The following is a 12,968-nucleotide window of genomic DNA, read 5'->3' as shown; positions in this document are numbered from 1 at the left end:
CCCGGTTCTCAAGCCGGTGCGGTCCCTTCGTCTATCGGTTAGGACGTCAGGTTTTCAACCTGAAAAGAGGGGTTCGATTCCCCTAGGGACTGCCACCAGACTTTCTCCTTACTGCTCGCTTTCTGGACGGTCATGTGACTTCCAACCCGCATTACGGGTTAAGATCGCGTGACAAGCGCGCCCTCTCGCTCTAGGTTTCCCTGCTGGGGAATTTGGGTTGATGACTAAGACTGCAGCCAAGACCGAATCAGAGGCAACCGCCAGCGAGCCTGCCGCCCGCGTGATCGGCCATATCAAATGGTTCGACAGCGCGAAGGGCTATGGTTTCATCGTGGCTGAATCCAGCTCTGATCCCGATATGACAGGCGATGTGATGGTGCACATCTCCTGCCTGCGGGACTATGGCGAAAACTATGCCGATGAAGGCGCCAAGATTGTGTGTGATGCGGTCCGCAAGGAGCGTGGCTGGCAGACAGTCCACATCATCGAGATGGAACGCCCCCGCGCCGTGCTGGCTCAGGAGAATGGCCTGCGGCCGGACTTCGAAACGGTAACCCTGAAATGGTTCAACCGCGCGCGCGGGTATGGCTTCGTGCTGCGGGATGGTGACGATACAGATGTGTTCGTTCATGCCGTGGCGCTCCGGAAGGCCGGCTATGAAGAGATCGAGCCGGGCACGCGCATTGAGGTGGTGATCGAGGCTGGCGCTAAGGGCGAGCATGTCTCCTTCGTGAAACAGCGCCGGTAGAACCGCGCTAGGCGCTTGCCGCCTGCAGAAGGCCCCGGTAAACCAGCGCCATGATGCGCTTCATCCTCACCCTCGTATTCGCTGCGGCCATGTTCGTTCAGGCCGCTTTCGCCCAGCTGGAAACCTCACCTCTCAGCATCAAGTCGGGCGATGAAACGCACGCCTTTACGGTAGAGATGGCGGTCACGCCGGAAGAGATCCAGCAGGGCCTTATGTTCCGCCAGGAACTCGCCCCCGATGCCGGCATGCTGTTTGACTTCGGCATGACCCGTCAGGCCAGCATGTGGATGAAGAATACGCTCATCCCGCTGGATATGCTGTTCATTCTGGAAGATGGCCGTGTGATTGCGATTGCCCGCAATGCGCAGCCCGGTTCTCTGCGCTCGATTGGTCCCGGCGTGCCGGTGCGCGCTGTGCTCGAGATCCCCGGCGGGCGCGCCAAGGAGCTTGGCATCGAGCCGGGCGATACGATTGTTCACCCGCTCTTCGGCAATACCGGTGGCTGATAGCCAAACGGCAGAGCCGCTGCCGCGTGACGGCTTTGCGCTGACGCCTTCGCGCGGGAAGTTCACGATCCATAACGGGCCGAGCTATCGGGCGACCGCGCCGGGCGACATGCGTACTGGTCTCTGGGTGCTGGACCGGCACTGCAACGGCATGGGCTTCCTGCATGGCGGGATGATGTCAGCCTTTGCGGACAGCGCGCTGGCCTGGGCTGTGTGGAGCGCGACCGGCAAGATGTCCGTCACGATCCGGCTGACGCTGGAATTCATGGAGATAGCCCGCGAGGGCGAGTGGATCGAAGCCCATCCGGAGGTTTCCTCCGTGGACGGGGATTTCATTCATGTCAGCGCGAACATCGTGAAGGAAGATGGGGGCCTTGCCGCACGCGCCAGCGCAGTGTTCCGCACGGTGCGCCGCAAGGCCGAATAAGCTCCGGCCAGGCTGCTTCAGCCCGGAAGGCCCAGTTCCTGCAGCGCGAATGCCTTGATGGATTTGTAGTCTGCCTTGCCATTGGGCGCGCGGCCCAGATTGTCCTTGAACAGAATACGTTTGGGCGCCTTGTAGCGGGCGATCCTAGACTGCACGAAAGCGCGCAGTTCGTCTTCGGTGGCGCTGCCTTTCAGCGAGACCACGGCGGTCACGGCTTGTCCCCATTTGTCATCCGGGACGCCAACGACCAGCGCGTCGGTAACGGCCGCGTGGGATTTCAGCGCTTCCTCCACCTCTTCGGGGTAGACTTTTTCGCCAGCCGTATTGATGCAGTTGGAGCCGCGGCCGAGCAGGGTGATGGTGCCGTCCTTCTCGACGGTGCACCAGTCGCCAGGGATGGCGTAGCGCATGCCGTTGATGGTCTTGTAGGTGCGTGCCGTTTTTTCCGGATCCTTGTAGTATCCCAGCGGCACGGCGCCGCCGCGCGCGATGAAGCCGGGCTCGCCGCTGCCGGGTTGCACTTCGCGGTCGTCCTCCGTGAAGACCTTGCAGCTTGGGCCGATTTCGAATTTGGAAGTCTGTGTGCCGCCATCGGCGGTGGTGACGGAGCTGCCGAAGCCGACAGCTTCAGAGGCGCCGAAGCTGTCGTTCAGCGCCGCCTGCGGCATGTGTTTGAGCAGGCCATGCTTCACCTCCGCGCTCCACATCACGCCGGAAGAAATGATGGCCAGCACGCTGGAAAGGTTCCAGCGCCCGGGATTTTCTTCCAGCGTCTGCAGCATCGGCTTTGCAAAAGCGTCGCCCACAATGGCCATGGAGGTGACGCCATTGGCGTGAACCGTATCCCAGAGGTTTTCCGGGCTGAATTTGGTTTTCTCCGACAGCGTCACAACGGCGCCGCCATTCAGCATGGCGCCCATGGCCGTGAACCAGCCGGTGCCGTGCATCAGCGGGCAGGCGGGCACCTGCCTGGAGAAACGGCCCACGGTGAGCGCGTTCTGGACATGCTCTTCCATGGTTTCGGGCACCGCGCCGCCGAGCTTGCGGACGCCTTCCATGCTGGCCTCGCGCCAGATGTTATGCGTCCACATCACGCCCTTTGGCAGACCGGTTGTGCCGCCTGTATAGAGCAGGAAAATCTCGTCGCCTGAGCGTTCGCCCTTCAGCGGGGAGGGGTCGCCCTCAGTGGCCATTGCCTCATATCCGTGAGCGAACGGAGCGACTGTCTCGCCACCGATCTGCACCCAGGCAGTGACGCGGGGCAGACGGGCGCGCACGCGCTCCACTTCGGCCAGAAACTCGGCGTCGAAGAACACCACTGTCGAGTCCGAATTGTCGATGATGTAGACGAGTTCATCGTCCAGATAACGGTAGTTGACGTTGACCGGGGAGAGGCTGGCTTTGAAGCAGGCGGCCATCGCCTCCATGTATTCGGGCTGGTTGCGCATGTAGAAGCCGGCCTTGTCGCCGCGTGCGGCGCCGAGGCTGAGCAGAGCGCGCGCCAGGCGGTTGGTCCGGGCGGTAAAGTCCGGCCAGTAGATGCGGCGGTCGCCATGGGCGAGGGCAAGGTCATCTGGCCCGAGCGCCGCACCCACGGCATCGAGCATGTCACCGAAATTCCAGTCCATCCGTTTCCTCCGCAGCATTGTTTTTTGGTGATGCTAAGGAGGCGGCGGCGCGCCTGCAATCATGACCCAAAGTAAACAGCCCCCCGGATCGCTCCGGAGGGCTGCCTGATGTCTTCGCTGGGACGCGAAGGGGAAGGACTTAGAAGTCCATACCGCCCATGCCACCCATGCCGCCCGGCATGCCGCCGCCAGCAGACTCTTTCTTCGGAGCTTCGGTGATACCGGCTTCCGTCGTGATCAGCAGGCCAGCCACCGAGGCAGCGTTCTGCAGAGCCGAGCGGACAACCTTCACCGGGTCGATGACGCCCATCTGGACGAGGTCACCATACTCTTCGGTCTGGGCGTTGAAGCCGTAGGAGCGCGACTTGTTGTTGACGATCGTGTTGACGACCACCGAACCTTCAACGCCTGCGTTCTCGGCGATCTGGCGAGCCGGAGCTTCCAAGGCCTTGCGGACGATGTCGATGCCGGCTTTTTCGTCTTCGTTGGCGCCGACAACATCAATGTGACGCGAAGCGCGCAGGAGCGCGGTGCCGCCGCCAGGAACGATGCCTTCTTCAACAGCAGCGCGGGTTGCGTTCAGGGCGTCGTCGACGCGGTCCTTACGCTCTTTCACTTCCACTTCGGTTGCGCCGCCAACCTTGATCACCGCAACACCGCCAGCGAGTTTCGCCAGACGCTCTTGCAGTTTCTCACGGTCATAGTCGGAAGAAGTGTCTTCGATCTGCTTGCGGATCTGCGAAACGCGAGCTTCGATTTCTTTCTTCTTGCCAGCGCCATCGACGATAGTGGTGTTGTCCTTGTCGATCGACACGCGCTTGGCTTTGCCGAGCATTTCCATGCCGACGTTCTCAAGCTTGATGCCGAGGTCTTCGGAGATGACCTGGCCGCCGGTGAGGACAGCGATGTCCTGCAGCATGGCCTTGCGGCGGTCGCCGAAGCCAGGGGCTTTGACGGCAGCGATTTTCAGGCCGCCGCGCAGCTTGTTGACGACGAGGGTGGCGAGCGCTTCGCCATCAACGTCTTCAGCGATGATGAGGAGCGGCTTCTGCGACTGGACAACCGATTCGAGGATCGGGAGCAGCGGCTGAAGGCTCGACAGCTTGGCTTCGTGAAGCAGGATCAGGACGTCGTCGAGTTCGACGATCATCTTGTCCGGGTTGGTGATGAAGTAGGGGCTGATATAGCCGCGGTCGAACTGCATGCCCTCGACAACGTCGAGTTCGGTTTCGAGCGCTTTGGCTTCTTCAACCGTGATGACGCCTTCATTGCCGACTTTCGCCATGGCTTCAGCGATCATCTGGCCGATTTCGGTCTCGCCGTTGGCGGAGATGGTGCCGACCTGGGAGATCTCTTCGTTCGTCTTCACCTTCTTGGAGTGGTGAGCGAGGTCGGAGATGACTTCAGCGACGGCTTTGTCGATGCCGCGCTTCAGGTCCATCGGGTTCATGCCGGCAGCAACGCGCTTCATGCCTTCGCGGACGATGGCCTGGGCCAGAACCGTTGCGGTCGTGGTGCCGTCACCTGCGGTGTCGTTGGCTTTCGATGCCACTTCGCGCAGCATCTGGGCGCCCATATTCTCGAGCTTGTCTTCCAGCTCGATCTCTTTCGCCACGGTGACGCCGTCTTTCGTGGTGCGCGGAGCGCCGAAAGACTTTTCGATGACCACGTTACGGCCTTTCGGGCCGAGCGTGACTTTCACTGCGTTGGCGAGGATGTCGACGCCGCGGAGCATTTTCTCGCGGGCATCGGCGCCGAAAACAACGTGTTTTGCAGCCATGTGAGTTACCTCTTGTGTTATGTCTGGGGTTCAGAAGGACAGGTTGGGGCGGACTTACTTGTCCAGAACGCCCATGATGTCGCTTTCCTTCATGATCAGCAGGTCTTCACCGTCGATCTTCACTTCGGTGCCGGACCATTTGCCGAACAGGACGCGGTCGCCTTTCTTGACGTCGAGCGGAACGCGCTCATTGTCGTCGCCGATGGCGCCGTTGCCGACAGCAACCACGATGCCTTCCTGCGGCTTTTCCTTGGCGTTATCAGGGATGATGATCCCGCCTTTGGTTTTTTCTTCTTCTTTCACGCGGCGCACGACAACGCGGTCGTGGAGGGGACGAAGTTTCATTGCAGTGCCTCTTCGATCAAAGCTTCCTCGGGTGAATAAGGTGACGGGGCCTCCGCCAGCGCAGCGTTAAGCGCGCATCGTTAGCACTCGCCCGAGCCGACTGCTAACGATGCGGCGGAGATAGGGAATCCCGTTGCCGTCGTCAACAGGGACGAAATGAACCTTTTCTGACCACGCGCGTACTGGGGATGGGCGCCATCGCCTCCGGCAGCCTCTTTTGATCGCTCTGCAGCCTCCGCCGCAGGGCGTTTTCGCTATGTCATTGGTAAATTTTGAATTTCGCGGCTTTGCTCAACTGATGGTCCGGTGAAAGCGCGAATTCAAAACTCCTGCGATAGATTTGCATTGGTAAGTCCGCAGGAGCCGGTATCCATGACATTTTCCCGCCGTGACGTCTGGAGCGCCGTGAATTTCTTTGTGCTTGTGGCGGCAACGGCCCTGTCTCTGTCGTTCAGCGTGTCTCTGCTCTTTTACAAGATGGGCCTGCCCGCCGATATCGGGGCTTATATTCGTCTGAACCTGTTTGTTTCCGGCTGTGTTGCGCTGCCGACGGCGATCATCGCCTCGCTGCATGATTTCCATATGCGCGCCTATCAGCGCCGGCTTGAAGAAATGGCGTGGACCGATGCGCTGACCGGCCTTCTGAACCGCCGTTTCTTCGTGCATTCGGCCGAGGAAGAGCGCTCACGGATGCGGCGCACCAAGGAAAATGCTGCGATTGTTCTGATCGACCTCGACCATTTCAAGGAGGTGAACGATCTCCACGGCCATACCGGGGGTGACCTGGTATTGAAGGAAATTGCGGCCATTGCCCATTCCGAGTTGCGCGGGCCTTTTGATCGCCTTGGCCGCTGGGGCGGGGAAGAGTTCGTTGTTCTGCTCAGCAGTGTCAGCCGGGAGCAGGCGATGCTGGTGTGCGAACGTCTGCGCCGCCGCATCGAAGAGACGGTGATCGAGATTTCCGGCAAGGAAGTGTCGGTTACTGCCAGCTTCGGGCTTTGCATGATGGCGCCGGAAACGCCGTTGAATGCCGCCATCGAGTGCGCGGATGGGGCCCTCTACGAGGTCAAACGCCTCGGCAGGAACAAGGTGCTCTGCCGCGACGTTCCGGAAGGCGAGGCTGCGCCGATCGTGACGACGCTTCCGATACGCCGCCGGTTCGGTTCTCGCGGGCAGCGCGAGGGACTGAGTATACCACACGCCAACGACAGCGCGAGCGAACCTACCCGGCAAGTTGGCACCTGATAATCTGTCCCTGGCTTGCCGCATGCCTGATTTCCTGATTGGAAACAGGCCGCATCCGGGAGACATGTCATGGTATCATCGCAGCCCCGTACGGGTCCGCTCACGGACCTGCGGGTCATCGAACTTGGCCAGCTGATCGCCGGGCCCTTCTGCGGACAGATTTTTGCCGATATGGGCGCCGATGTGATCAAGGTGGAGCCGCCTGGCCAGGGCGACCCGCTGCGCGACTGGGGCCGGGAAGGCTTTCCCCTCTGGTGGTCGGTGGTTGCGCGCGGAAAGCGCTGCATCACGGCGAACCTGCGCGAGAAGGAAGGCCAGGACATTGTCCGCCAGCTTGTGGCGCAGGCGGACTTTCTGCTGGAGAATTTCCGCCCCGGCACACTGGAGAAGTGGGGGCTGGGGTATGAAGACCTTCGGAAGATCAATCCGCGCCTGATCATGATCCGGGTATCGGGCTATGGGCAGACCGGTCCTTATGCCTCCCGGGCGGGCTATGCTTCGGTGGGCGAGGCGATGGGCGGGCTGCGCTATGTGATGGGCGAGGCAGACCGGCGCCCGTCACGCGCGGGCATCTCGCTGGGGGATAGCCTCGCGGGCCTCTACGCAGCGCTTGGCGCGCTTGCCGCGCTGCATCACCGTGAGAAGACGGGGGAAGGGCAGATGATCGACGCGACGATCTACGAGTCCGTGCTCTCGGTGATGGAGGCCCTCGTTCCCGAATATCAGTTCGAAGGATACACGCGCGAGCGCTCCGGCTCGATCCTGCCCAACATTGCCCCCTCAAACATCTATGAGGGCAGCGACGGCATGGTGATCGTGGCTGCCAATCAGGACACGGTGTTCGCCCGCCTCTGCGTTGCCATTGGCCGGCCGGAGCTGAAGGACCATCCCGATTACAAGACGCATGTCGCCCGCGGCCGCAATCAGCAGCAGCTGGATGATCTGATCCAGGCCTGGGCGTCCACGCGCCCTATTGACGAGATTGAGCAGATCATGATCGAGAATGGCGTGCCCGTCGGCAAGGTTTACCGCGCCGCGGACATGCTGTCTGATCCCCACTATGCTGCGCGCCAGTCCCTCACCGAAGTGCCAAGCCAGCGCTGGCCGGGCATGCGCCAGCAGAATGTATTCCCGAAGCTTTCAGCCACGCCGGGCCAAATCCGCTGGGCGGGGCCTGACTCCATCGGTCAGCATACGGAAGAGGTGCTGACAGAGCTGCTGGATCTCTCGCCTGCACAGGTCGCCAAGTTGCGCGCCAGCGGAATAGTCTGAGAAAAGAGGGCCCGTCATGCCGAAGATCGACATCTCCAATGCTCCCGAAGGCCAAGGAACGCGGTATCCTTCTCCGCATGGTGTGCCCTGCGCGCAGCGCCGCTGGCGGGCGCTCGGCAATGCAGCCGGGCTCACCCAGTTCGGTGTGAACCTGCTGACGCTCGATCCCGGTGTCTGGTCGTCCCAGCGCCACTGGCACACGCATGAAGACGAGTTCGTCTGGGTGCTGGAGGGCGAGGTCGTGATGATTACCGATGCCGGACGGGAAGTGATGCGCGCCGGTGACTGTGCCGGGTTTGCGGCTGGGTCTGGTGACGGGCACCATTTCATCAACGAAAGCGATCAGCCGGCGAAGCTGCTCATCGCCGGCTCCCGCGACAACCGCGACGAGTGCAACTATCCCGACATCGACATGCACTTGCACACCGGCCGGTATGAAGATGCCCCACCGCGCTACACCCGCAAGGATGGCACGCCTTACTAGCGCGCGGTCAGGCCCCCATCGACGACATGCTCCTGGCCGGTGATGTAGCTGGACGCATCCGACGCCAGGAACAGGATCAGTTCAGCCACTTCGTCCGGCGTGCCGGGGCGCCCCATCGGCGCGCTGCCGGCGGCAATAATGGCCGGGTCCAGCCCATTGCCTCCAAAGGCGGCGGTGATGGCCGCGGATTGTTCCTTCTGCATCGTCTCGGTCATGCGGGTCAGGGATTTCTGCCAGATCGGCGTGTCGATGATGCCGGGATGAACCGAGTTCACCCGGATCTTGAGGCCAAGCTGGGCGCATTCCATGGCCGCTGCCTTGGTGAAAAGCCGCACAGCGCCCTTGGAGGCGCAATAGGCGCTGGCGCCTGAGGCTCCGCGCAGGCCAGCCACGGAAGAGATGTTGATGATCGAGCCGCCGGTATCCTTCATCGTGCGCATGGCAGCGCGGGTGCCCAGGAACACGCTGTCGGTGTTGACCTCCATCTGGTTGCGCAAATCGGCCAGGGTATAGGTCATGATGGCCCCGCCAATCGCGATCCCGGCGTTGTTGACGAGGATGGATGGCGTGCCGAGCAGGTTCCTGGTGTCAGCAAACACGCTGTCCCAGACCGCTTCGTCCACCACATCCTGCTGGCAGGAGGCGGCCTTGCCGCCAGCTTTGGTGATCTCGTTTGCCACTGCCTTGGCGCCTGCGCCATCCAGGTCAGTTGCCATCACTGCGGCGCCTTCACGCGCCAGAATTAACGCTGCGGAACGGCCAATGCCGCTGGCTGCGCCTGTGACGATGGCCACCTTACATTTAACTGATGCCATTGATTCCTCCCTGTTTTGCGGCGGACACTAGCAGCCGCTGCGCTTGACGCGAGAGGATTATTGGTGTTTTACCCGCCGCTTCATGACGGGGTGATGCGGTGCCGCCGTTGTAATCGTGGGCTCTTTATACTTGAGCATTAGCCCACCGGCCCGCGTCGAGTGAGAGGACATTGATATGTCTCGTCGCCATAGTGCGAAATACAAGATCGACCGCCGGGTCGGTGAAAACATCTGGGGCCGCCCCAAGTCTCCCTTCAACAAGCGCAACTACAAGCCGGGCCAACACGGCCAGAACCGCCGTAACAAGGTCTCCGACTTTGGTATGCAGCTCATGGCGAAGCAGAAGCTGAAGGCTTACTACGGCGACATCACCGAGAAGCAGTTCGCGAAAACCTACGTCGAAGCTGCCCGTATGAAGGGCAACTCGGCTGAGAATCTGATTGGCCTGCTGGAATCGCGTCTCGACGCGGTTGTCTACCGCGCCAAGTTCGTTCCGACGGTGTTCGCAGCACGTCAGTTCATCAACCACGGTCACGTGATGGTGAACGGCCGCCGCTGCAATATCGGCTCTGCCCGCCTGAAGCCGGGCGATGTGGTTCAGGTCCGCGAGAAGTCGCGTAACCTGGCTCTGGTGCTCGAAGCCCTCGGCAGCCCCGAGCGTGACATTCCGGAGTATGTGGAAGTCGACCCCAAAGCGATGACCGCCACTTACAAGCGCGTTCCGGCTCTGGCCGACGTGCCGTATCCGGTGAAAATGGAACCGGCCCAGGTGGTCGAGTTCTACTCGTCGTAAGACACCTGTATTTCTTGAACTTTCGGGAAGGCCGCGCCAGACTGGTGCGGCCTTTTCATTTTCCGGGAGATCCTCTTGGCCATTCCTTCGATTGCTGCCGTCCGCAAGTCCCTGATCGCGCGCCCGGGCAAGCCGTTCGCGCTGAATGAGCGGCCAACGGCTGACAGGGAGCTGTTTCCCAACAAGGAGGAGGCAGAGACCAGCCTGAAGAAGGACGCCGCCTGCATCAACGAGATGAAGGACATGCTCTATGCCGAGGGCCGCCGCGCCTTGCTGGTGGTGCTGCAGGGCATGGATACGGCGGGCAAGTCCGGCACCATAAAATCTGTGTTCGCCGACACCACGCCGCTGGGCATGGAGGTGAAGGCCTTCAAGGCGCCGAGCGGCGAGGAACTGGCCCGCGACTATCTCTGGCGCGTCCATAATGCCGTGCCGCGCCGGGGGCATGTCGGTATCTTTGACCGCTCGCACTATGAGGATGTGCTGGTGGCCAAGGTGCGCGGCTTTGCGCCGCCGGAAGCCATCGAGCAGCGCTATGACCAGATCAACGCCTTCGAGAAGCACCTGACCGAGAACGGCTATACCATCGTCAAATGCATGCTGAACATCGGCTATGCGGAGCAGGGCATCCGCCTCAAGGAGCGGCTGATGGAGCCGCACAAGCTGTGGAAGTTCAATCCCGGTGACCTGGACGACCGGTCCCTCTGGCCGCAATTCATGGGCGCCTATGAAACCGCTGTCAGCCGCTGCTCAACGCGGCATGCGCCCTGGTATGTTATTCCGGCAGACAGCCGTACGCGCCGCAATGCCATGATCGCCCGTCTGGTGCGCGGGGCGCTGGAAGATATGGACCTCAAATGGAAAGACCCCGGACATGATCCGGGGTCCTACGATATCTGACGGGCCCTGGTGGGGCGTGACCGTTATCTGAAGGTCACGTCGCCGCCGCTGGATTTGTTCACATCCTGCTGCGCGGGGCGGCCTTCGAACGAGATGTCTGCGCCGCTTGAGGCGCTTGCACTGGCGGAGACCGAGGCGAAGGCATCGACATCCGCGCCGCTCGACGCGCTGACGGTTGCCGTTTCGCATGTCAGCTTGGCCGCATCGACATCCGCGCCGGAGGAGGCCTTGATGCTGACGCTGGCGCAGGCGCCGGCCGCTTCCACATCGGCGCCGCTGGAGGCGCTGATGTCGAACTGTGCTGCCCGAAGCGAGCGGAGAGTGATTTCACCGGAGGAGGAGGCCGACACCTTCGTCGGGCCCGTGCCTGTCACGAGGGCGTTCACTTCGCCGGAGGATGAGGCGCTGAGGTCCAGTGTGCCGGCTTCAAATGCGCCCGCTTCAATGTCGCCCGAAGAGGAGACGTCGATCTTGGCACTGGCCGCGCGGCCGGACAGGGTGAGGTTGCCGGAAGAAGACGTGCGGGCCTCGAATGAGGCCGCATCAATGCCGCTGGCGTTGGCGGTCGAAGATTGGGCAACCTTGATGCCTTCCAGGTTCGGGCTGGTGACGCGAACGGTGTAATAGGGAACTTTCTTGCCGTTCACGCGCACGGTTTTTCCGCCGTCGGATACCCGGACATTGCCGCCACTGCCGAAGATGCCCTTTTTATCGATGCTGACGCGCGTGATGACGAGGGTATCTCCGTCTACGGACACTTGGGCGTCGGAGAAGTCGTTCCCGTCAGTTTCGATCACCACGGAGATGCCGGGGCCGGCGGTGTAGATGACGTTCATGGCGCCTTTGGCTTCAATCTGGTCGAAAGCGCCGACATTGACGGTCTTGGTGTCGGCGGAGGCGAGGGGGGAAGCGAGCAGGGCAATCATTGCCGTCGCAGTCATGGTTTTCAGCATAGGGGCCTCCTTTGGGGGCTAGAAGCGTGTTGAAGACCATATGGATTATCGAAATACGATATGTCAATCGTTGTTTTTCGATAATTATCCGATTTTTCAGGAGGCCTGCCGCTGACGTCTCAGGACCATAGGGGGTTGGCCATAGGCCTTCACGAAGGCCACGCGCATTCTTTCCGGATCGGAAAATCCGGTCTTTTCCGCCACTTGCTGGATAGAGAGCGCCGTTGTTTCGGCGTATTGGCGGGCTGCTTCCAGGCGCAGCTTCTCCACCAGCCTTGCCGGCGTTGTACCCGTTTCGGCGCGGAAGACGCGCGCGAAGTTGCGGGCGCTCATCCCGGCCCTTTCGGCCATGGTCTCGACATTGATGTCGTCTGCCAGGTTCGTCCGTATCCAGCCGATCAGGGCATCAAACCTGCCGGATGCCAGTTTCAGGTCCTGCATCACGGAAAACTGCGACTGGCCGCCATGGCGGCGATGGTGGACCACGAGTTCCCGCGCGGCGGCCTGGGCGGCGTCATCGCCAAGGTCATCGGCGACAAGCGCCAGAGAAAGATCGATGCCTGCCGTAATGCCGGCCGAGGTCCAGTATTTTCCATCACGCACATAGATGCGGTCCGCATCGAGTTTGATGGCCGGAAACAGCCGCTGGAAACCTTCCGAGCGGCGCCAATGGGTTGTGGCGCGGCGCCCATCCAGCAGGCCGGCGGCGGCGAGCAGGAAGGAGCCGGAGCAGACCGAGCAGGTCCGCCGCGTGCGGTCTGAGAGATCGCGAATGGCGCTCAACATGGCGGCGTCTGCCATTGCGGCGCGCGTACCTTCGCCGCCGGAGACGATCAGCGTATCCAGGGTGAGGCCTGCGGGAAGTTTTTCCGAATGCATCTGCACGCCGGAGGACGCGCGCACCGCGCCGCCCGTCAGCGAATAGACCGTCAGGCTGTAGGGCGCCGGCGACAGGCCGCGCGAGGGCATTTCGAACACGCTGATCGGGCCAGCGGCGTCTAGCAGCTGGAATCCATCGAAAATCAGAATGCCGATGGCGCGGGCCGAGCGGTTGGCTGAAATCATGGGAACA

The 12,968-nt window shown here is 61.6% G+C and carries 14 protein-coding genes and 1 tRNA gene; 9 read left to right on the top strand and 6 right to left on the bottom strand.

From position 1 onward, the window contains the following. Window positions 1-20: 20 nt before the first annotated feature. From BBF93_RS09250 to BBF93_RS09235, 4 genes are all read left to right on the top strand, one after another. A tRNA-Glu gene (locus BBF93_RS09250) sits at window positions 21-95 on the top strand. A gap of 125 nt (window positions 96-220) precedes the next feature. Then, window positions 221-748, top strand: a complete 528-nt coding sequence (locus BBF93_RS09245; protein ID WP_035595942.1) for a cold-shock protein — start codon at window positions 221-223, stop codon at window positions 746-748. A 50-nt stretch (window positions 749-798) separates the two neighbouring features. Continuing rightward, entirely contained in the window at window positions 799-1,254 is a 456-nt protein-coding gene (locus tag BBF93_RS09240) for a DUF192 domain-containing protein (RefSeq protein ID WP_233349329.1), read from the top strand. Next, window positions 1,247-1,681 carry a PaaI family thioesterase gene (locus BBF93_RS09235; protein WP_035595944.1) on the top strand — a complete coding sequence of 145 codons (435 nt, stop codon included), beginning with the start codon at window positions 1,247-1,249 and terminating at the stop codon, window positions 1,679-1,681. Before BBF93_RS09240 ends, BBF93_RS09235 begins: the two co-directional genes overlap by 8 nt. Window positions 1,682-1,698: 17 nt before the next feature. On the opposite strand, the gene BBF93_RS09230 is transcribed toward BBF93_RS09235, so the two are convergent. The 3 genes from BBF93_RS09230 to groES form a co-directional block, all read right to left on the bottom strand. Beyond that, window positions 1,699-3,309 (bottom strand): acyl-CoA synthetase, encoded by a 1,611-nt coding sequence (locus tag BBF93_RS09230; RefSeq protein WP_114105713.1) that lies wholly within the window; start codon window positions 3,307-3,309, stop codon window positions 1,699-1,701. 139 nt (window positions 3,310-3,448) lie between these two features. Continuing rightward, window positions 3,449-5,089, bottom strand: coding sequence for a chaperonin GroEL (gene groL / locus BBF93_RS09225; protein ID WP_035595948.1), 1,641 nt, complete (start codon window positions 5,087-5,089; stop codon window positions 3,449-3,451). A gap of 54 nt (window positions 5,090-5,143) precedes the next feature. Continuing rightward, window positions 5,144-5,434: a co-chaperone GroES gene (gene groES, locus BBF93_RS09220; RefSeq protein WP_035595950.1), complete on the bottom strand. Its 291-nt coding sequence runs from the start codon at window positions 5,432-5,434 to the stop codon at window positions 5,144-5,146. 372 nt (window positions 5,435-5,806) lie between these two features. On the opposite strand from groES, the gene BBF93_RS09215 reads away from it, so the two are divergent. The 3 genes from BBF93_RS09215 (at window position 5,807) to BBF93_RS09205 (ending at window position 8,435) form a co-directional block, all read left to right on the top strand. Beyond that, on the top strand, window positions 5,807-6,679 hold the full coding sequence (locus BBF93_RS09215; protein WP_051612372.1) for a GGDEF domain-containing protein: 873 nt from the start codon (window positions 5,807-5,809) through the stop codon (window positions 6,677-6,679). A 69-nt stretch (window positions 6,680-6,748) separates the two neighbouring features. Further along, window positions 6,749-7,951 (top strand): CaiB/BaiF CoA-transferase family protein, encoded by a 1,203-nt coding sequence (locus BBF93_RS09210; protein ID WP_114105712.1) that lies wholly within the window; start codon window positions 6,749-6,751, stop codon window positions 7,949-7,951. A 16-nt stretch (window positions 7,952-7,967) separates the two neighbouring features. After that, window positions 7,968-8,435: a cupin domain-containing protein gene (locus BBF93_RS09205; RefSeq protein ID WP_035595954.1), complete on the top strand. Its 468-nt coding sequence runs from the start codon at window positions 7,968-7,970 to the stop codon at window positions 8,433-8,435. On the opposite strand, the gene BBF93_RS09200 is transcribed toward BBF93_RS09205, so the two are convergent. Then, window positions 8,432-9,250: an SDR family NAD(P)-dependent oxidoreductase gene (locus BBF93_RS09200; protein ID WP_114105711.1), complete on the bottom strand. Its 819-nt coding sequence runs from the start codon at window positions 9,248-9,250 to the stop codon at window positions 8,432-8,434. The genes BBF93_RS09205 and BBF93_RS09200 overlap by 4 nt on opposite strands. 175 nt (window positions 9,251-9,425) lie before the next feature. Here BBF93_RS09200 and rpsD point away from each other — a divergent pair, with 175 nt between their 5' ends. Then, complete coding sequence (rpsD, locus tag BBF93_RS09195; RefSeq protein WP_035595958.1) at window positions 9,426-10,043, top strand: 30S ribosomal protein S4; 618 nt, start codon at window positions 9,426-9,428, stop codon at window positions 10,041-10,043. 75 nt (window positions 10,044-10,118) lie between these two features. Further along, a complete protein-coding gene (locus tag BBF93_RS09190; RefSeq protein WP_035595961.1) occupies window positions 10,119-10,943 on the top strand; it encodes a polyphosphate kinase 2 family protein in 825 nt (274 codons plus the stop codon). 23 nt (window positions 10,944-10,966) lie between these two features. Here BBF93_RS09190 and BBF93_RS09185 read toward each other — a convergent pair whose 3' ends face one another. Both BBF93_RS09185 and BBF93_RS09180 read right to left on the bottom strand, forming a co-directional pair. Next, on the bottom strand, window positions 10,967-11,896 hold the full coding sequence (locus tag BBF93_RS09185) for a GIN domain-containing protein (RefSeq protein ID WP_114105710.1): 930 nt from the start codon (window positions 11,894-11,896) through the stop codon (window positions 10,967-10,969). A 96-nt stretch (window positions 11,897-11,992) separates the two neighbouring features. Continuing rightward, window positions 11,993-12,961, bottom strand: coding sequence for a GlxA family transcriptional regulator (locus BBF93_RS09180; protein ID WP_114105709.1), 969 nt, complete (start codon window positions 12,959-12,961; stop codon window positions 11,993-11,995). Window positions 12,962-12,968: the final 7 nt, after the last annotated feature.

The organism is Hyphomonas sp. CACIAM 19H1, from assembly GCF_003325995.1.
Taxonomy (GTDB): Bacteria; Pseudomonadota; Alphaproteobacteria; order Caulobacterales; family Hyphomonadaceae; genus Hyphomonas; species Hyphomonas polymorpha.
Note: the sequence above shows the minus strand (reverse complement) of the source record. Positions and strands in the feature narration are given on the sequence as shown.

Excerpts from the sequence above, each read along its gene's own strand:
- BBF93_RS09210 (WP_114105712.1), top strand. The coding sequence starts at position 6,749 with ATGGTATCATCGCAGCCCCGTACGGGTCCGCTCACGGACCTGCGGGTC.
- groL (WP_035595948.1), bottom strand. The coding sequence starts at position 5,089 with ATGGCTGCAAAACACGTTGTTTTCGGCGCCGATGCCCGCGAGAAAATG.
- BBF93_RS09180 (WP_114105709.1), bottom strand. The coding sequence starts at position 12,961 with ATGATTTCAGCCAACCGCTCGGCCCGCGCCATCGGCATTCTGATTTTC.
- BBF93_RS09205 (WP_035595954.1), top strand. The coding sequence starts at position 7,968 with ATGCCGAAGATCGACATCTCCAATGCTCCCGAAGGCCAAGGAACGCGG.
- BBF93_RS09185 (WP_114105710.1), bottom strand. The coding sequence starts at position 11,896 with ATGCTGAAAACCATGACTGCGACGGCAATGATTGCCCTGCTCGCTTCC.
- BBF93_RS09240 (WP_233349329.1), top strand. The coding sequence starts at position 799 with ATGATGCGCTTCATCCTCACCCTCGTATTCGCTGCGGCCATGTTCGTT.
- BBF93_RS09215 (WP_051612372.1), top strand. The coding sequence starts at position 5,807 with ATGACATTTTCCCGCCGTGACGTCTGGAGCGCCGTGAATTTCTTTGTG.
- BBF93_RS09200 (WP_114105711.1), bottom strand. The coding sequence starts at position 9,250 with ATGGCATCAGTTAAATGTAAGGTGGCCATCGTCACAGGCGCAGCCAGC.
- rpsD (WP_035595958.1), top strand. The coding sequence starts at position 9,426 with ATGTCTCGTCGCCATAGTGCGAAATACAAGATCGACCGCCGGGTCGGT.
- BBF93_RS09245 (WP_035595942.1), top strand. The coding sequence starts at position 221 with ATGACTAAGACTGCAGCCAAGACCGAATCAGAGGCAACCGCCAGCGAG.
- groES (WP_035595950.1), bottom strand. The coding sequence starts at position 5,434 with ATGAAACTTCGTCCCCTCCACGACCGCGTTGTCGTGCGCCGCGTGAAA.
- BBF93_RS09230 (WP_114105713.1), bottom strand. The coding sequence starts at position 3,309 with ATGGACTGGAATTTCGGTGACATGCTCGATGCCGTGGGTGCGGCGCTC.